Annotated in this window: 16 protein-coding genes; 4 read left to right on the forward strand and 12 right to left on the reverse strand. The window is 68.6% G+C overall.

The window, feature by feature from the left end:
• Positions 1-8: 8 nt before the first annotated feature.
• Genes ccmB through napE form a run of 7 tightly spaced genes read right to left on the reverse strand, consistent with a single transcriptional unit; the run spans position 9 to position 5,463 of the window.
• Positions 9-674, reverse strand: a complete 666-nt coding sequence (gene ccmB, locus AC1HFW_RS04545) for a heme exporter protein CcmB (protein WP_006394227.1) — start codon at positions 672-674, stop codon at positions 9-11.
• Positions 640-1,356, reverse strand: a complete 717-nt coding sequence (gene ccmA / locus AC1HFW_RS04550; protein WP_479282005.1) for a heme ABC exporter ATP-binding protein CcmA — start codon at positions 1,354-1,356, stop codon at positions 640-642. Before ccmA ends, ccmB begins: the two co-directional genes overlap by 35 nt.
• Complete coding sequence (locus AC1HFW_RS04555; protein ID WP_061071662.1) at positions 1,343-1,975, reverse strand: cytochrome c3 family protein; 633 nt, start codon at positions 1,973-1,975, stop codon at positions 1,343-1,345. The genes ccmA and AC1HFW_RS04555 overlap by 14 nt, the downstream gene beginning before the upstream one ends.
• Positions 1,976-1,991: 16 nt before the next feature.
• Entirely contained in the window at positions 1,992-2,468 is a 477-nt protein-coding gene (locus AC1HFW_RS04560; RefSeq protein ID WP_035360239.1) for a nitrate reductase cytochrome c-type subunit, read from the reverse strand.
• A gap of 16 nt (positions 2,469-2,484) precedes the next feature.
• Complete coding sequence (napA, locus tag AC1HFW_RS04565; RefSeq protein WP_198484507.1) at positions 2,485-4,980, reverse strand: periplasmic nitrate reductase subunit alpha; 2,496 nt, start codon at positions 4,978-4,980, stop codon at positions 2,485-2,487.
• Positions 4,964-5,281: a chaperone NapD gene (locus AC1HFW_RS04570; protein ID WP_006394232.1), complete on the reverse strand. Its 318-nt coding sequence runs from the start codon at positions 5,279-5,281 to the stop codon at positions 4,964-4,966. Before AC1HFW_RS04570 ends, napA begins: the two co-directional genes overlap by 17 nt.
• 23 nt (positions 5,282-5,304) lie before the next feature.
• On the reverse strand, positions 5,305-5,463 hold the full coding sequence (gene napE / locus AC1HFW_RS04575; RefSeq protein WP_006394233.1) for a periplasmic nitrate reductase, NapE protein: 159 nt from the start codon (positions 5,461-5,463) through the stop codon (positions 5,305-5,307).
• 63 nt (positions 5,464-5,526) lie between these two features.
• Here napE and AC1HFW_RS04580 point away from each other — a divergent pair, with 63 nt between their 5' ends.
• The gene (locus tag AC1HFW_RS04580) at positions 5,527-5,808 is read left to right on the forward strand and encodes a hypothetical protein (protein ID WP_479282009.1); all 282 of its coding nucleotides are present in this window, start codon (positions 5,527-5,529) and stop codon (positions 5,806-5,808) included.
• Positions 5,809-6,068: 260 nt separating this feature from the next.
• Here the strand turns inward: AC1HFW_RS04580 and AC1HFW_RS04585 are convergent, their stop codons facing one another.
• Together AC1HFW_RS04585 and AC1HFW_RS04590 are read right to left on the reverse strand one after the other, a co-directional pair.
• Positions 6,069-6,923: a beta-keto acid cleavage family enzyme gene (locus AC1HFW_RS04585; RefSeq protein WP_238891332.1), complete on the reverse strand. Its 855-nt coding sequence runs from the start codon at positions 6,921-6,923 to the stop codon at positions 6,069-6,071.
• A complete protein-coding gene (locus AC1HFW_RS04590) occupies positions 6,920-7,882 on the reverse strand; it encodes a 3-hydroxyacyl-CoA dehydrogenase family protein (protein ID WP_479282011.1) in 963 nt (320 codons plus the stop codon). The genes AC1HFW_RS04585 and AC1HFW_RS04590 overlap by 4 nt, the downstream gene beginning before the upstream one ends.
• A gap of 160 nt (positions 7,883-8,042) precedes the next feature.
• Here AC1HFW_RS04590 and AC1HFW_RS04595 point away from each other — a divergent pair, with 160 nt between their 5' ends.
• Positions 8,043-8,951 carry a LysR family transcriptional regulator gene (locus AC1HFW_RS04595; RefSeq protein WP_035361366.1) on the forward strand — a complete coding sequence of 303 codons (909 nt, stop codon included), beginning with the start codon at positions 8,043-8,045 and terminating at the stop codon, positions 8,949-8,951.
• 107 nt (positions 8,952-9,058) lie between these two features.
• Here the strand turns inward: AC1HFW_RS04595 and AC1HFW_RS04600 are convergent, their stop codons facing one another.
• Both AC1HFW_RS04600 and AC1HFW_RS04605 read right to left on the reverse strand, forming a co-directional pair.
• Positions 9,059-9,742, reverse strand: coding sequence for a GntR family transcriptional regulator (locus tag AC1HFW_RS04600; RefSeq protein WP_061071659.1), 684 nt, complete (start codon positions 9,740-9,742; stop codon positions 9,059-9,061).
• Positions 9,743-9,758: 16 nt separating this feature from the next.
• On the reverse strand, positions 9,759-11,534 hold the full coding sequence (locus tag AC1HFW_RS04605; RefSeq protein ID WP_479282014.1) for an IlvD/Edd family dehydratase: 1,776 nt from the start codon (positions 11,532-11,534) through the stop codon (positions 9,759-9,761).
• Between the two features lie 220 nt (positions 11,535-11,754).
• On the opposite strand from AC1HFW_RS04605, the gene AC1HFW_RS04610 reads away from it, so the two are divergent.
• Positions 11,755-12,750, forward strand: a complete 996-nt coding sequence (locus AC1HFW_RS04610) for a tripartite tricarboxylate transporter substrate binding protein (RefSeq protein ID WP_479282016.1) — start codon at positions 11,755-11,757, stop codon at positions 12,748-12,750.
• 303 nt (positions 12,751-13,053) lie between these two features.
• Positions 13,054-15,051, forward strand: coding sequence for a cyclic di-GMP phosphodiesterase (pdeR, locus tag AC1HFW_RS04615; protein ID WP_116522398.1), 1,998 nt, complete (start codon positions 13,054-13,056; stop codon positions 15,049-15,051).
• Positions 15,052-15,072: 21 nt separating this feature from the next.
• Here pdeR and AC1HFW_RS04620 read toward each other — a convergent pair whose 3' ends face one another.
• Entirely contained in the window at positions 15,073-15,957 is an 885-nt protein-coding gene (locus tag AC1HFW_RS04620; RefSeq protein WP_035360240.1) for a crotonase/enoyl-CoA hydratase family protein, read from the reverse strand.
• Between the last annotated feature and the right edge of the window lie 241 nt (positions 15,958-16,198).

The raw sequence follows: 16,198 nt of genomic DNA on the forward strand, positions 1-16,198 counted from the left end.
GCCGGTCCTCAGTCCAACGCCACGCGCAGCGCGGCCGAGGCGCTCCACGGGCACAGCAGCAGCGCCAGGCACAGTCCGGCGCCCAGCAACGACAATTGGGGGCCGGCGCCCAGGCCGGCATGCACCGCCGCCACCGCGCCGCTGCCGAAGATCAGCACCGGCACGTACAGCGGCAACACCAGCAGCGGCAGCAGCGCGCCGCCGCGCAGGCCCAGCGTCAGCGCCGCGCCCAGCCCGCCAACCAGCGCCAGCGTCGGCGTGCCCAGCAGCAGCGACAGCGCCAGCACGCCGATGGCGCCCGGCGTCAGGCCGAACTGCAGCGCCAGCACCGGGCTGGCCAGGATCAGCGGCAGGCAGCTGCTGAACCAGTGCGCGGCCAGCTTGGTGGCCACCAGCACGGGCAGGGGATGGGGCGACACCAGCAGCTGTTCCAGCGCGCCGTTGTCGTAGTCCTGGGCGAAGGGGCGTTGCAGCGTCAGCAGGATGCCGAGCAGGGCGCAGACCCACAGCACGCCGGGGCCGATGGCCGCCAGCAGCGCCGGGTCGGGGCCGATGGCCAGCGGGAACAGCGAGCCCGCCACCACGAAGAACAGCGTCGCGCCCAGCGTTTCCGCTGGCCGCCGCCAGGCCAGCCGCAGTTCACGGCGTGCCAACTGCCACAGCGTTGCCAGCATCGGCGTAGTCATCCATGTCCAGGGTTTGCATATCGGCAAGGGCCGGGCCGGGCGGGCGGTGCGAGGCCACCACGGCCAGGCCGCCGCCGGCCAGGTGCGCGGCCAGCGCCTGGTCCAGCAGGTCGAGGCTGGCGGCGTCCAGCCCCGCGTCGGGTTCGTCCAGCAGCCACAGCGGCTTGCCCGCCAGCACCGTGGCGGCCAGCGCCAGGCGCCGGCCCTGGCCTTGCGAGAGGCGCGCCGCCGGCTGCTCGGCGCAGGCCTCCAGGCGCCAGGCGCGCAGGGCCGGCCTGGCGTCGACGGCGGGCGCGCCGGCGATTGCCAGCGCATAGCGCAGGTTGTCGGCTGCGCTCAGCTCGCCGCACAGGCCGTTGCCGTGCGACAGGAAGGCCATCCGCGCGTGATAGGAGGCCGGGTCGCGGCGGATGTCGCGGCCGCGCCATTGCACGCTGCCCGCCAGCGGCCGCAACAGGCCCGCCAGCATGCGCAGCAGGCTGGTCTTGCCGCTGCCGTTGGCGCCGCGCACCCGCAGCAGCTGGCCGGGGGCCAGCGCCAGGTCGATGGGAGCGGCCGCGCCGCGCCGGCCGACCAGCCCGACCGCGCGCAGGCCGGCGTCCGGCGCCGCGCCGGCCACGTCCGCGCCGCCGCCGGCCAGGGCGGCGAAGGGCGGCTCAACGGGCCGCATGCGGGCCGTCCGGGCCGTTCAGGCCGGGCACCGACGACAGCTCGCCGGGCGGGATGTTGGGCAGCTTGTGGGCGATGCCCTTGTGGCAGTCGATGCAGGTCTTGCTCTTGTCGGCCAGGTAGGTCGAATGCATGTTCTGCGCGCGCACGCTCTGGCGCGTGAAGTCCATGTAGTCGTAGTTGTGGCAGTTGCGGCATTCCAGCGAATCGTTGGCCTTGAAGCGGGCCCACTCGTGCTTGGCCAGTTCCAGCCGCTTGTCGACGAATTTCTCGCGCGTGTCGATGGTGCCGAAGATCTTGCCCCACACTTCCTTGGACGCCTGCATCTTGCGGGCGATCTTGTCGGTCCAGTTGTGCGGCACGTGGCAATCGGAACACAGGGCGCGCACCCCGGAACGGTTGGTGAAGTGGATGGTGCCCTTGAGCTCGGCGTACACGTTGTCGCGCATCTCGTGGCAGCCGGTGCAGAACTTCTCGGTGTTGGTGAATTCCATGGCGGTGTTGAAGGCGCCCCAGAACAGGATGCCGCCGATGAAGCCGCCCACCGTCAGGAAGCCCAGGCTGAAGTGCACGCTGGGCCGGCGGATGATGTTCCAGTAGCGCTTGATGAGTTTGACCATGGCGGTTCCCCGTCCCTTACTTCTTGCCGGACGCCGGGGCGGAGAGGCGCTTGAGGATCACGTCGATGTCCTGGTAGGTGTTGGACACCAGCGGCTTGGCCTCGGCCTGCGGCACGTGGCACTGCACGCAGAAGTAGCGCCGCGGCGAGACCTCGGCCAGCACGTTGCTGTCGCGGTCCATGTAGTGGGTCACGCTCAGCGGCGGCGCCTGGGTCTCCTCGGTGTTGACGCGGGCGTGGCAGGCCAGGCAGCGGTTGAAGTTCTTGTCGATCTGGTAGCCGTCGATGCTGTGCGGGATGGTGGGCGGCTGCATCGAATAGGTGCGCATCCGCTTGATGTCCTTGTTCTCGATCGGGCTGATCAGCGGCGGGTCGGTCTCGTCGGCGATGGGCGTGGGGCCGCGCATCGGGTCCTGCACCTCGAGCGGCGGCGCGGCCCAGGCCGCGATGCTACAGGCTGCGCACAATACGAAAGCGAGGGCGCGTCGATTCATGGCTGTCTCCGGTGCGTCAGACCTTGACGATCTTGACCGCGCACTTCTTGAAGTCGGTCTGGAACGAGATCGGGTCGGTGGCGTCCAGCGTGACCTTGTTGATCAGCTGGCCGGCGTCGAACCACGGCACGAACACCAGCCCGCGCGGCGGCTTGTCGCGCCCGCGGGTCTCCAGCCGGGTGCGCATCCTGCCGCGCCGCGAGATGATCTCGACCTCGACCCCGCGCCGCAGGCCCATGGCCTGCGCGTCGTCGGGGTGCATGAAACAGACCGCGTTGGGAAAGGCCCGGTACAGCTCGGGCACGCGCCGCGTCATCGAGCCGGAATGCCAGTGCTCCAGCACCCGCCCGGTCGACAGCCAGAACGGGTATTCCTTGTCCGGCGACTCCGGCGGCGGCTCGTAGGGCAGGGCGTAGATGATGGCGCGGCCGTCCGGGTTGCCGTAGAACTCGAAGCCGGCGCCCGGCTTCACGTACGGATCGCTGCCCTCGCGGTAGCGCCACAGCGTTTCCTTGCCCTTGACCACCGGCCAGCGCAGCCCGCGCACCTCGTGGTAGGTGTCGAACGGCGCCAGGTCGTGGCCGTGGCCGCGGCCGAACTCGGCGTATTCCTCGAACAGGCCCTTCTGCGCATAGAAGCCGAAGGCCTCGGCCTCCTGGTTGGCGTAGTCCTTGTCGCGCTCGGTGTTGGGATAGCGGTTGACCTTGCCGTTGGCGAACAGCACGTCGAACAGGGTCTTGTCGCGGTATTCGGGCTTCTTGGCCAGTAGGTCGGCCGGCCAGACTTCCTCGACCTTGAAGCGCTTGGAGAACTCCATCAGCTGCCACAGGTCGGAACGCGCCTGGCCCGGCGCGTCGACCAGCTGGTGCCAGAACTGCGTGCGGCGCTCGGCGTTGCCGTAGGCGCCTTCCTTTTCCACCCACATGGCGGCCGGCAGGATCAGGTCGGCCGAGATGGTGGTGACGGTGGGGTAGGCGTCGGACACGACGATGAAGTTGTCCGGATTGCGGTAGCCCGGCAGCCCCTCGTTCATCAGGTTGGCGGCCGCCTGCATGTTGTTGTTGACCATCACCCAGTAGGCGTTGATCTTGCCGTCCTTCAGCATGCGGTTCTGCAGCACCGCGTGCGCGCCGACCTTCTCGGGGATGGTGCCGGCCGGCAGCTGCCAGATGTCCTCGGCGTGGGCGCGGTGCTTGGGATTGGTCACCACCAGGTCGGCCGGCAGGCGGTGCGAGAACGTGCCCACCTCGCGCGCGGTGCCACAGGCCGACGGCTGGCCGGTCAGCGAGAACGGGCTGTTGCCCGGCGTCGAGATCTTGCCCGTCAGCAGGTGGATGTTGTAGACCATGTTGTTGGCCCACACCCCGCGCGTGTGCTGGTTGAAGCCCATGGTCCAGAACGACGTCACCCGCAGCTTGGGGTCGGCGTACAGCTCGGCCAGGTCCTGCAGCGATTTCTTCGGCACGCCGGTCAGCTTGGCGGTGTAGTCCAGGTCGTAGCGCGACACGAACCTGGCGAACTCGTCGAACGTCATCGGCTTGGAGCCGCCGGCGTCGCCGGCATTCTTGGCCGCCTGCTGCAACGGGTGGTCGGGCCGCAGGCCGTAGCCGATGTCGGTATTGCCCTCGCGGAACACCGTGTGCTTGTCGACGAACTCGCGGTTCACGCGCTTGGTCTGGATGATGTGGTTGGCGATGTAGTTCAGGATCGCCAGGTCGGTCTGCGGCGTGAAGGTCAGCGTCAGGTCGGCCAGCTCGTACGAGCGGTGCTCGAAGGTCGACAGCACCGCCACCTTGGTCTTGGGCGCCGACAGCCGCCGGTCGGTGACGCGGGTCCACAGGATCGGATGCATCTCCGCCATGTTCGAGCCCCACAGCACGAACACGTCGGCGTTCTCGATATCGTCGTAACAGCCCATCGGCTCGTCCGCGCCGAAGGTGCGCATGAACCCCACCGCCGCCGACGCCATGCAGTGGCGCGCGTTCGGGTCCAGGTTGTTGGAGCGGAACCCCGCCTTCATCAGCTTGAGCGCGGCGTAGCCTTCCCACACCGTCCACTGGCCCGAGCCGAACATGCCGACGGCCTCCGGCCCCTTGTCCTTGAGCACGCGCTTGAACTGCTCGGCCATCACGTCGAAGGCCTGGTCCCACGACACCGGCGCGAATTCGCCATCCTTGGCGTACTTGCCGTCCTTCATGCGCAGCAGCGGTTGCGTCAGGCGGTCGTTGCCATACATGATCTTGGACAGGAAATAGCCCTTGACGCAGTTCAGCCCCTTGTTGACCTCGGCATTGAAGTCGCCGTGCGTGGCCACCACCTGGTTGTCCTTCACCGCGACGTTCACGCCGCAGCCGGTCCCGCAGAACCTACAGGGCGCCTTGGACCACTTGAGCTTGGCCGCCTCCGACTCGGTCACGATGTTCTGCGTGTAGCCCACCACCGGAATCCCCGCCACCGTGGCGGCCGCGGCGGCGGCGGACTGCTTGATGAACTCCCTACGGGCCATTGCCATCGTCGATCTCCTCGTTCATCGCGGCCAGCGTGTCGGCGTGCTGGTACACCAACGCCGATGCCAGCACGCCATCCAGTCGCTGGATCTGCGAGATCCGCGCCATCATGTCGTCAGTGGAGGGGGCTTCCAGCGTCACCACCAGCTTGCCCGTCTCGGACGCGCCATGGATCTCGGCGCCCGCGATCGCGAGCACCGCATGACGCACCTCGTCCAGCCGCCGCGGCGTGGCATGCACGACCAGGCTGGCGATATGCAATTCAGGGGAAGCCGGCGCGGCGGCCGGGGAAGGATGCGCGGACATGGGGTCGGTTCCGTCGGTTCGCATCAGCTGCCCGGGGGACCGGCAATCAACTGATAGAACCAAACCATGAAACCGTAGCCCGCGACGATGATCACCGTAAGAACGGGGGCCATGACCGCCGTCAGGAACAGAAAACTTCGCAGTTCCTGCGGCTTCGTGTAGCCATCAGACTCGTTTGACACACACCACCTCACCAGACAGTCGGGGTATTGCGTTTAACGTGCGGATGTCGAAGTTTTTAGCAGATGGATTTCAAACGCGTCAATGTTGCACCACAACGCAACACCCCGCGCAAACGCTATGTGCCTATCTATATAACGAACAACAAAATACAAGCTCCACAAGAGCTTCCAGGCCAGCCTCCCGTCACCAGGCCCCCCAAAAAAAGCGAACCGCGTAAGTCGATGAAGGCCGCGCAGGGCGGCCTTCATCGACGGGCAACACAAACTCTTCCAACGGCAACCGACCCCCAGAAAAAGGCCAAGCAACCCGCCCGCCATGGCAACCACCACCAGCAATTACTGTAGCCAGGGGCGTCGGGGCCCCGGCGGGCGCGGCCGTCCAGGGGGTGCCCGGCGGAATCCGAAGGCAGGCGCCGCAGGCGCCCACGAGGATGAGCACGGGGCAGTCCGGCCCCGGCGGGCCGGACCACCCCCGCAGACCGCGCCCGCCGGGGCCCCGACGCCCCTGGCGGCCCAAGCAAGCTGCCCTCGGCCAGCAATCAAATACAGCCCGTCAATAATGAAATGAACCGCCAGGCAAATGAACCGCCAGCCCACTTCACCCGCTAAGCAACCGCCCCATAAATCCGCCGCGCCTCGGCAGCATCCGCAAGCGGCCGCCCCAACGCCCGGGCTCCCTCGACAGCCTGCCTCACCAACTCGGCATTCCCCGCCGCCACCGCCCCATCCCGCAGCTTCAAATTATTCTCGAACCCCACCCGCATATGCCCCCCGAACGCCGCCGCCGTCGTCACGCAGGCATTTTCCTGCGCCCCGAACGCGCACACCGCCCAGGGCAGCGAGTGGTCATACGCCGCCAGGAACGGCAGCAGGTCATAGGCCGACGACGTCTGCCCCACGCTATAGCGCCCCAGCACGAACAGCACCGACCACGCGCCCGGCGGCACCAGCCCCCGCGCCCGCAGCGACAGCCAGCGCCGCACATCGCCCTCGTCATACAGGATGATCTGCGTCATGATGCGCCGCTCGGCCACCCAGGCCAGGAACGCCGCCAGCTCGGCCTCCGCGATCTCCGGCACCGCGATCTCGCGCAGGCCGATCGACACCGCCTCCGGTTCCAGCTCGCGCACCAGCGCCATCTGCTCGGCCGCCTTGTAGACGCCCGCCGCCTCGCTGGTCACCTGCACCAGCAGCTCGTCGCCCACCGCGCGCCGCACCGCCGCCAGCGCGTCGCGGTACGCCTGCGCGTCCAGCAGATGGCTGCCGTCCGGCTTGCGCACGTGCATGTGCATCATCGCCGCGCCGGCGTCCAGGCAGGCGCGGGCCTCCAGCGCCAGGGCCTCGGCCGTCAGCGGCACCGCCGGATGGTCGGCGGCCTTCTTGTAGGCGCCGTTGGGCGCCACCGTCACGATGACGGGCGACTCGGCCAGGGCCGGGCGCGGCAGGTTGACGGCGCTCACGGCTGGATCTCCGGCAGTTCCGGCGCGATCAGGTCCAGGCCCGCGCGCAGCAGCCGGTCGTAGCGCGCGCGCTCGGCGGCGATGGTCTCCGGCGTCCAGGCGTAGAAGCCTTCGCCCGCCTTCATGCCGTAGCGGCCGTCGGCGGCGCGCTCGGTCAGGCAGCGCGCCGGGTGGTCGTCGTTGCAGAACGTCGGGTACATGGTTGCGCCCGCCGCCGCGTGCACGTCGATGCCCGCGTGGTCGCGCTGCATCACCGGGCCGGCCGCCAGGAAGCGGAAGCCGAAACCGAAGCGCACCGCCGCGTCCACGTCCTCGGGCGAGGCGATGCCGCGGTCGATCAGGTTGAACGCCTCGCGCGACAGCGCGTGCTGCAGGCGGTTGGCCAGAAAGCCCGGCAGGTCCTGGCGCACCTTCACCGGCACGCTGCCGCAGCGGCGCATGAAGGCGATCAGCGCATCGGCGCGGGCCTCGTCGCTGGTCTCGGCCATCACCACCTCGACCAGCGGCACCAGGTGCGCCGGCATGAAGAAGTGCAGGCCCAGCATGCGTTCGCGCGTGGCCAGCCCCTGGCCGATGGCGCTGATCGGGAAACTGGAACTGTTGCTCGCCAGGACGGCGTCGGGCCGCGCGCGGCGCACCAGCTCGGCGAACAGCGCCTGCTTGATGTCGAGCCGTTCCGGCACGCATTCGATCACCAGGTCGACGCTGGCCCAGTCCACCTGGTCCAGGCTGGCCGCCGTGGCCAGCTGCGCCACCTGGGCCTCGCGGCCGATGGTCCTGAGATTGTCGGCCACGCGCGCCGGCAGCGCGGCCGCGCGCGCCGCGTCCGGCTCGATCACCGTCGTGCGGCAGGCGGCGCGCGTCAGCACCACCGCCACGTCGGCGCCCATGGTGCCGCCGCCCACCACCACCGCATGCGCCGCGCCCGGATTGGGCAGGGCCTTCGCGTCCGTCTGCATGGTTTGCTCCTTGTTCTGAAACCGCTGTTGCATCTGCGCTTGTGTCTGCGCCTGTGTCTGTATTGGGCGTCGAGTGTAGAGAAGCTTGTTTGATTGATGAATCAGATTTTTTGGATAGAATGATCGACAAATCGGATCAATGGACAAGGCGCCCGGCGGCATGCAGATCAATCTTTCGATGCGCGACATCGACACCACCCTGGTGCTGGGCCGCACCCTCAACTTCCGCCAGGCGGCGGCGCAGCTGCACCTGTCGCAATCGGCGCTGTCGACGCAGATCCAGCGCATCGAGGATGCGCTGGGCGTGCGGCTGTTCGACCGCACCACCCGCACCGTGCGGCTGACGGCGGCGGGAGAAGTCTTCATGCAGCAGGCCGCCGCCCTGCAGGTGGCGTTTCGCGACGCCATCGCCGCGGTCAGCGGCATCGCCAGCGCCGAGCACGGCCAGGTGTCGGTGGCGGCGCTGCCGTCGCTGGCCGCGCGGCTGCTGCCGCGGGTGCTGATGGCCTACCGCCAGGCGCACCCGCAGGTGGCGCTGAAGGTGCGCGACACGCTGTCGGGTCCGGCCTTCGACCTGGTGCGCGCCGGCGACGTGGACTTCGCCCTGACCGCCGCCGACCCGCAGCACGCCGACCTGCATTACCAACCCTTGATGTCGGACAGCTTCCTGCTGCTGATTCCCGAGGCGCACCCGCTGGCGCGCGCCAAGGGGCCATTGCGCTGGGCCGACACGGCCAGCGCGGCGCACGTGTCGATGGTGCACCCGAGCAGCGTGCGCCAGTACACCGAATGGGCCTTCCTGCAGAACCGCATCCGCTTCACGCCGGCCTTCGAGGCCGAACACCTGACCACCATCGTGGCGATGGTGGAGTGCGGCTTCGGGGTGGCGGCGCTACCCGAGATCGCGGCGGGCGCGGTGGCGCAGAACGGCATCGTGCAGCGGCCGCTGACCGGCCCGGTGGCCGAGCGTTCGATCGGGCTGGTGACGGCGCGCAACCGCAGCCTGCCGCCGGCGGCCGCGGCGCTGGTGGCGCTGCTGCGGCAGTATCTGGCGGACGAGGCGCGTTGAGCTTTCGGCGGGGGTGATCGAGGCGAGCGGGGCGGCGCCCGGAAGCCGCGGCGCAGTGTGCCGGCCGGCTCAGGCGCCTGGCGTGTCGGTGTCGCGCGCGGTGTGGCTCAGGCGCCGCGGCGCGCCTGTTCCGACGCCAGGTAGGCGTCGCGCGAAGGCAGCAGGTGCTCGCGGCACAGCGTCATCAGCGCCGTCCTGTCGCCGTCGCGCAGCGCGTGGATCATGGCCCAGTGCTCCTGGCGGGCGCGTTCGCGGTAATTGGCGGCGGCCAGCGAGCCGAAGCGGATCGGGTGGGTGCGGCGCGCGTATTCCTCGATCGCCTGGCCCAGCACCGCGTTGTCGAGCAGGCCGAAGAACTCGCGGTGAAAGCGCTGGTTGCTGCGGAACACGCGGCGCGCGTCGCCCTCGGCCACGGCGGCGTCGTGCTCGCGCTGCACCGCGGTCAGCGCCGCCAGCCGCGCCGGCGGCACGGGCAGCGGCATCAGGCTGGCGGCGTGCACTTCCAGCACCTCGCGCAGCGCATACAGCTCCAGCACCTCGCGCGCCGAAAAGGCCCGCACCACCGCGCCGACGTTGCGCTTGCGTTCGACCACGCCCAGCAGCTCCAGCTCCACCAGCACCTGGCGCACCGCGTGGCGCTTCATGTCGAAGCGCGCCATCAGTTCGTCCTCGGTCAGCCGCTCGCGCGGATGCAGCCGGCCGAAGACGATGTCTTCCTCCAGCGCGGCCACCGCCGCCGCCAGGGCGTCGGGCGCTTGCGGTTCGAGGGCGGCGGGGGTGATGGCGTTCATGGGCGTGGCGGGAAGGTTATTGCTTGGGCACGGTGTCGCGGGTGGCGCTGGCGCGCAGGAAGTCGAAGTCCACGCCCTGGTCGGCCTGGGTCACGGTCTGCAGGAACAGCTTGCGGTAGCCGCGGTCGGCCGCCGGGCGTTCGACCGGGCCGGCGGCCATGCGGCGCGCCAGCTCGGCCGCGTCGACCAGCAGGGCGATTTCGCGCCGCGCCACCGACAGGCGGATCCGGTCGCCATTTTGCACGTAGGCGAGCGGTCCGCCAATCGCGGCCTCGGGCGTGACGTGCAGCACGATGGTGCCGGCCGCCGTGCCGCTCATGCGGCCGTCGGAAATGCGCACCATGTCCTTGACGCCGGCGCGCGCCAGCTTCTTGGGGATCGGCATGTAGCCGGCCTCGGGCATGCCGGGCGCGCCGGTGGGGCCGATGCGCTTGAGCACCAGCACGTCGTCGGCGGTCACGTCCAACGCCTCGTCGTCAATGCGGCGGGCCATGTCCTCGGCGTCCTCGAACACCACCGCGCGGCCCTCGTGCTCCATCAGCTTGGGATTGGCGGCCGACTGCTTGATGATGGCGCCGCCAGGCGCCAGGTTGCCGCGCAGCACGGCCAGGCCGCCCACCGGATAGATCGGCGCGGCGACGCTGCGGATCACGTCCTGCTTGAACGGCGCGGGGGCGTCGTCCAGTTCCTCGCCCAGGGTGCGGCCCGACACCGTCAGCGCGTCCAGGTGCAGCAGCGGGCGCAGCTCGCGCAGCAGGGCCAGCATGCCGCCGGCGTGGTGGAAGTCTTCCATGTAGTGCTGGCCCGAGGGCTTCAGGTCGACCAGCACCGGGGTCTCGCGGCTCATGCGGTCGAGCCCGGCCAGGTCGATGCCGATGCCCAGGCGGCCGGCGATGGCGGTCAGGTGCACGATGCCGTTGGTCGAGCCGCCGATGGCCAGCAGCACGCGCAGCGCGTTCTCGATGGACTTGCCGGTGATGATGCGGTCGGGCGTCAGGCGCGAGGCCGCCATGGCGACGGCGGTGGCGCCGGTGCGCTCGGCCACGCGCACGCGGTCGGCGGTGACGGCCGGGGCGGACGCGCCGCCCGACACCATCATGCCCATCGCCTCGGTCAGGCAGGCCATGGTGCTGGCGGTGCCCATCACCGAACAGGTGCCGACGCTGGCCACCAGCTGGTTGTTGACGTCGGCGATCTCGGGCGCGTCGATCTCCTCGGCGCGATAGCGGCCCCAGTAGCGGCGGCAGTCGGTGCAGGCGCCGACCCGTTCGCCGCGGTGCGAGCCGGTCAGCATCGAGCCGGTCACCAGCTGGATCGCGGGCACGCCGGCGGACGAGGCGCCCATCAGCTGCGCCGGCACGGTCTTGTCGCAGCCGCCGATCAGCACCACCGCGTCCATCGGCTGGGCGCGGATCATTTCCTCGGTGTCCATCGACATGAGGTTGCGCAGGTACATGCTGGTGGGCTGCGAGAAGCTCTCGTGCACCGAGATGGTGGGGAAGTCCATCGGCAGGCCGCCGGCCAGCATCACGCCGCGCTTGACCGCCTCGATCAGCTGCGGCGCGTTGCCGTGGCACGGGTTGTAGCTGCTGCCGGTGTTGACGATGCCGATGATGGGACGCGCCAGGGCGTCGTCGGACAGGCCGGCGCCCTTGATGAAGGCCTTGCGCAGGAACAGCGAAAAGCCGGTGTCGCCGTAGTTGGTGAGCCCGCGCGCCACGCCGGTGCTGCGCTCGCCGTCGCTGTCGAAGGGGCCCTTGGCGGGCTTGCCGCCCTTGGTCTCGTCCGTCATTTTTCTTCCCGATAATATTATTGATAATCCAGGATCGAGATCATATCCACCCTTGGAAATGCCACGCAAGGGTTTGCCGTTGAAATATTTATTGATCTTAAAAAAAGATCAGTCGATAGAAAAATTCTGATTCATCAATCAAGAATGGCCTCCTACACTGGCGCCGTTGACGAGCCGGGCGTCCGTTCCATTCCTATACCCATCCCGGCAGGAGACCTACATGTCAGACCTGCGTCTGCGGCCCCGCCGCGCCTTGCTGCTTTCCCTGTTGGCCTTGTGTACCGGCGCCGCCGCGCCGGCCCTGGCCGCCGACGCGTATCCCGACAAGCCCATCCGCCTGATCGTGCCGTACCCGCCCGGGGGCGCCACCGACGTGATCGGCCGCGTGCTGGCGCAGGAGCTGACCGGCGCGCTGGGCCAGTCGGTGATCGTCGAGAACCGCGCCGGCGCCGCCGGCAACATCGGCGCCGACCAGGTCGCCAAGGCGCAGCCGGACGGCTACACGCTGCTGATGGGCGCGCTGACCAGCCACTCGATCAACGCGGCGCTGTACCGCGGCCGCGTCACCTACGACGTGGAAAAGAGCTTCGCGCCGGTGTCCATCGTCGGCACGGTGCCGCTGGTGTTCGTGGTCAATCCCTCGGTGCAGGCCAATGACCTGAAGCAACTGATCGCGCTGGCCAAGTCGCGTCCCGGCTACATCACCATGGGCTCGGCGGGCAACGGCTCGCCGCAGCACCTGGCTGGCGAAATGTTCAAGCGCGCCGCCGGCGTGGACATCCTGCACGTGCCGTACAAGGGCAGCGGCCCGGCCATGACCGACCTGATGGGCGGCCAGGTGCTCAGCATGATCGAGACCGTGCCGGCGGCCCAGGCCAGCATCAAGGCGGGCAAGCTGCGCGCGCTGGCGGTGACCTCGGCGCAACGCGTCGAGGCGCTGCCGGACGTGCCGACCGCGGCCGAGGCCGGCCTGCCGGGCTTCGAGGTCAGCTCCATGTTCGGCATCGTCGCGCCGGCCGGCACGCCGGCGCCGGTGATCGACCGCCTGAACGGCGAGCTCAAGAAGATCCTGGCCAAGCCGGCCGTCAAGGCGTCGCTGCTGAACCAGGGCGCCATCGCCGAGTGGACCTCGCCCGCCGATGCCAGCGCCCGCGTGTCGGCCGAACTGGCGCGCTGGACCAAGGTCATCGACGAAGCCGGGGTCAAGCCGGAGTAAGCGATGCGGGCAACGGGGGACATATGTCCCCCCTTGTTGCCTATTTACGCCACACGCAGGAAATGGTCACAAATTTTCGACGTTATTGTTTGCATGCTGCGCCGCCAAATGGGCAACAATCGCGAAGCCTGCACCCCTCGCGCGAAATGGGCATAGCGCCGCTAGGGGGTAGTGGGAGACAGTTGCCAAGTCTGTTGAAATAATCCGCAATACAGCTAAAACGCTGTTCACGCGGGTGGTTGACCCCGAACTGACTAGGCCGTATGTTTCTCGCAGGCCTTCCTAGGATGGCGGGGGACTCCAATGACTGAGACTCAGGACGAAAAATCGATCCTGTACCTGCATTTCGGTACGTCCAGCCCCTATTGGCGGTTGGCGGCCGACAGCAACGCGATCGAACTGGCCGCCATCAAGGGCGCAACCAACATTGCATTGGCGCTGCAGCCCGAGCAGGCGCAGGCCATTCGCGCCCTGACCGGCATCACCGCCAGCCTGCGCATCGACATCGTCCTGTACGGCGATCCGATCCAGCTGCGGCTGGTCGGCCGCAAGATCAACCCCACCGAATGGGCCGGCACCGCGTCGGCCCACACCGACACCGACTCGGTCGCGCGCGACCTGGTCGAAGGCCTGTCGTTCGCCGAGACCGTGGTGTCCGAGGCCAACTCGGTCATCGTCATCGTCGACCAGCACGGCCGCGTGCAGCGCTTCAACAAGGTCAGCGAGGAATACACCGGCAAGCGCGAGCAGGACATCGTCGGGCGCAGCGTGTTCGAGATGTTCATGACGCGCGAAGAGGCGGCGGCCTCGCGCCGCAACATCGCCGAGTTCTACAAGCGCGGGCAGTCGTACGAGGTCGAGCGCCTGATCAACACGGTCAAGGGCCCGCGGCTGTTCCTGTTCCGCAACAAGTTCGTCACCAGCGGCAGCGGCGAGAAGCGCGTCTACCTGATCTGCTCGGGCACCGACATCACCGAGGAACGCCAGGCGCAGGAACGCCTGCGGGTGCTGGCCAACACCGACGTGCTGACCAACCTGCCCAACCGCCACGCCATCACCACGCGCCTGAAGGCGGCGCTGGCCGAAGGCGAGGGCGCCAGCGGCGGCGTGCTGTTCCTGGACCTGGACAACTTCAAGCGCATCAACGACCACTACGGCCACGGCTTCGGCGACCGCCTGCTGAAGTCGGTGGCGGTGGCGATCTCCAGCTGCCTGGCGCCCGGCCAGACGCTGGCGCGGCTGGGCGGCGACGAATTCCTGGTGCTGCAGGAAAGCGCCGAGGCCTGGCAGCTTGAAGCCACCGCCGCGCGCATCATCGAACGCCTGCGCGAACCGTTCCGCCAGGAACTGATCGAGGTCTACACCAGCTGCTCCATCGGCATCGCCATGTACCCCGAGCACGGCGACGACCTCGACAGCGTGGTGCGCAGCGCCGACATCGCCATGTACGTGGCCAAGGAAGCCGGGCGCCATACCTACCGCGTGTTCCAGCCCGAGATGGACCGGCGCAACGCCGACTACGTCTGGCTCGACACCAACCTGCGCAAGGCGCTGGCCGAAGGCCACCTGATGCTGTACTACCAGCCCAAGCTGGCCGGCCGCGGCGGCGAGGTCGATGGCGTCGAGGCGCTGCTGCGCTGGCGCTCGCCCGAGCGCGGCATGATCTGCCCGAGCGTCTTCATTCCGTACGCCGAGGAATCCGGCCTGATCTCGCAGCTGGGCGTGTGGGTGATGCGCGAAGCGGCGCGCCAGGCCGCGGCCTGGAAGCGCGAGGGCCTGGACCTGCGCGTCGCCATCAACATGTCGGCGCGGCAACTGGACGACAAGGGCGTGGTCAGCGAATTCATGCGCGCGGTCAACGATGCCGGCCTGGATCCCTGCCTGCTCGACATCGAACTCACCGAAAGCTGCCTGATCGAGGACGAGGTCGCCGCGATCGAGCTGATGAAGCAGTTCCGCCAGCTGGGCGCGCGCGTGCACCTGGACGACTTCGGCACCGGCTATTCGTCGCTGTCGCAACTGGCCCGCATTCCGCTGGACGCGATCAAGCTGGACGCCAGCTTCGTGCGCGGCGTCAACGAGAACCCGGTGTCGCAGGCGCTGGCGCGGGCCATCGTCGCGGTGGCCCGCACGCTCGAACTGAAGGTGATCGCCGAGGGCGTCGAGACCCAGGAAGAAACCGCCTTCCTGGACACGCTGGGCGTGGACGCCAAGCAGGGCTACCTGTACGCCAAGCCCATGCCCGCGTCCGAGCTGACCACCTGGCTGGCGCAGCGGCGCCGGCTGCACCTGATCGCCTGACACCGCCGGCGCCCGCCGCGCTCAATGCATGGTCGCGTCCATCATGCCCTCGGGGCCGGCCGGCGCGCGCCGGTTCTGCGCCATCACCAGGCGTTCCATGTAGGCGCGGTCCTTCGGGTCGATCGAGAAGGCCGCGTCGACCCAGTCCTCGGTGATGTCCATCAGCTCGGAGCGGGTCAGCTGCAGCACGCGCTGGCGCGCCCGCAGCATGGCGCGCATGCCGTTGAGCTTGGGCCGCATCACGTCGATGAAGGTGCGGGTGGCCTTGTAGGCGTCGCCCGGCTCGAACACCACGTCCACCAGGCCGCGCGCCTGGAACCATTCGGCGGTGTGCGATTCGCCGCTGCTGATCAGCTCCTCGGCCAGCTTCATGCCCGAGCGCCGCGCCACCAGTGAATAGCCGCCCATGCCCGGGAACAGGTTGAAGGCCATTTCGGGGAAGCCCATGCGGGCGTTGTTCTGCGCCAGCACGAAGTGGTGCGCCAGCGCCGCCTCGAAGCCGCCGCCGAGCGCGGTGCCTTCGATCATGGCCAGCGACACGGCGCCGGTATCGAAGCCGCGAGTGGCGGCGTGCACGCAATCGACGCAGGCGCGGGCGTAGGCGCGCAGCGCCTCGCGGCGGCCGGTGCGGATGGCCTCGGCGAAGAAGTTGAGGTCGCCGCCGACGTTGTAGATCTGCGGCACCAGCGAGCCCGTGACCCAGAAGTCGATGGGCAGGCCGGAGTCCTTGGCGGCGCGCGCCAGGGTCATGATTTCGTCGATCAGTTCATGATTGAAGCAGGGGCGCGGCTGGGCGCGCAGCATCATCCACATGACACGTCGTCCTTCTTCATAGAACGCGGAGACTTGCTTCATATTGCCTGCGGCGGTAAAGGGATGGCAGTCCGGATGAATGAGTTGATTCATTTGCTTTCGTCCAATCGGTCAAGGTGAGTCGGAGTACTGCGGGGCCAGCCTAATACAGCTGGCACCCCGTTCCGCTCATGCAAACCTCGTCCGATCGGCCAGAGTTCTCCCTAGTGCGGATATCGGAGTGATTGTTTGAAAAACATTGCGTTGTGTGTCGTGTCGTCGTCCGCATGGAGGACGCGCGCCTCGCCGATGCGGACGAGGACCGTCGCAAATTCGCGAGGTTAACGATGCGCGC

It is taken from the genome of Achromobacter sp. ISS7 (assembly GCF_056523125.1).

What these genes read in the sequence shown, in the direction of transcription:
- ccmB (WP_006394227.1), bottom strand. Translation starts at nt 674, where the DNA reads ATGCTGGCAACGCTGTGGCAGTTGGCACGCCGTGAACTGCGGCTGGCC.
- ccmA (WP_479282005.1), bottom strand. Translation starts at nt 1,356, where the DNA reads ATGCGGCCCGTTGAGCCGCCCTTCGCCGCCCTGGCCGGCGGCGGCGCG.
- AC1HFW_RS04555 (WP_061071662.1), bottom strand. Translation starts at nt 1,975, where the DNA reads ATGGTCAAACTCATCAAGCGCTACTGGAACATCATCCGCCGGCCCAGC.
- AC1HFW_RS04560 (WP_035360239.1), bottom strand. Translation starts at nt 2,468, where the DNA reads ATGAATCGACGCGCCCTCGCTTTCGTATTGTGCGCAGCCTGTAGCATC.
- napA (WP_198484507.1), bottom strand. Translation starts at nt 4,980, where the DNA reads ATGGCAATGGCCCGTAGGGAGTTCATCAAGCAGTCCGCCGCCGCCGCG.
- AC1HFW_RS04570 (WP_006394232.1), bottom strand. Translation starts at nt 5,281, where the DNA reads ATGTCCGCGCATCCTTCCCCGGCCGCCGCGCCGGCTTCCCCTGAATTG.
- AC1HFW_RS04580 (WP_479282009.1), top strand. Translation starts at nt 5,527, where the DNA reads ATGGATTTCAAACGCGTCAATGTTGCACCACAACGCAACACCCCGCGC.
- AC1HFW_RS04590 (WP_479282011.1), bottom strand. Translation starts at nt 7,882, where the DNA reads ATGCAGACGGACGCGAAGGCCCTGCCCAATCCGGGCGCGGCGCATGCG.
- AC1HFW_RS04595 (WP_035361366.1), top strand. Translation starts at nt 8,043, where the DNA reads ATGCAGATCAATCTTTCGATGCGCGACATCGACACCACCCTGGTGCTG.
- AC1HFW_RS04600 (WP_061071659.1), bottom strand. Translation starts at nt 9,742, where the DNA reads ATGAACGCCATCACCCCCGCCGCCCTCGAACCGCAAGCGCCCGACGCC.
- AC1HFW_RS04605 (WP_479282014.1), bottom strand. Translation starts at nt 11,534, where the DNA reads ATGACGGACGAGACCAAGGGCGGCAAGCCCGCCAAGGGCCCCTTCGAC.
- AC1HFW_RS04610 (WP_479282016.1), top strand. Translation starts at nt 11,755, where the DNA reads ATGTCAGACCTGCGTCTGCGGCCCCGCCGCGCCTTGCTGCTTTCCCTG.
- pdeR (WP_116522398.1), top strand. Translation starts at nt 13,054, where the DNA reads ATGACTGAGACTCAGGACGAAAAATCGATCCTGTACCTGCATTTCGGT.
- AC1HFW_RS04620 (WP_035360240.1), bottom strand. Translation starts at nt 15,957, where the DNA reads ATGAATCAACTCATTCATCCGGACTGCCATCCCTTTACCGCCGCAGGC.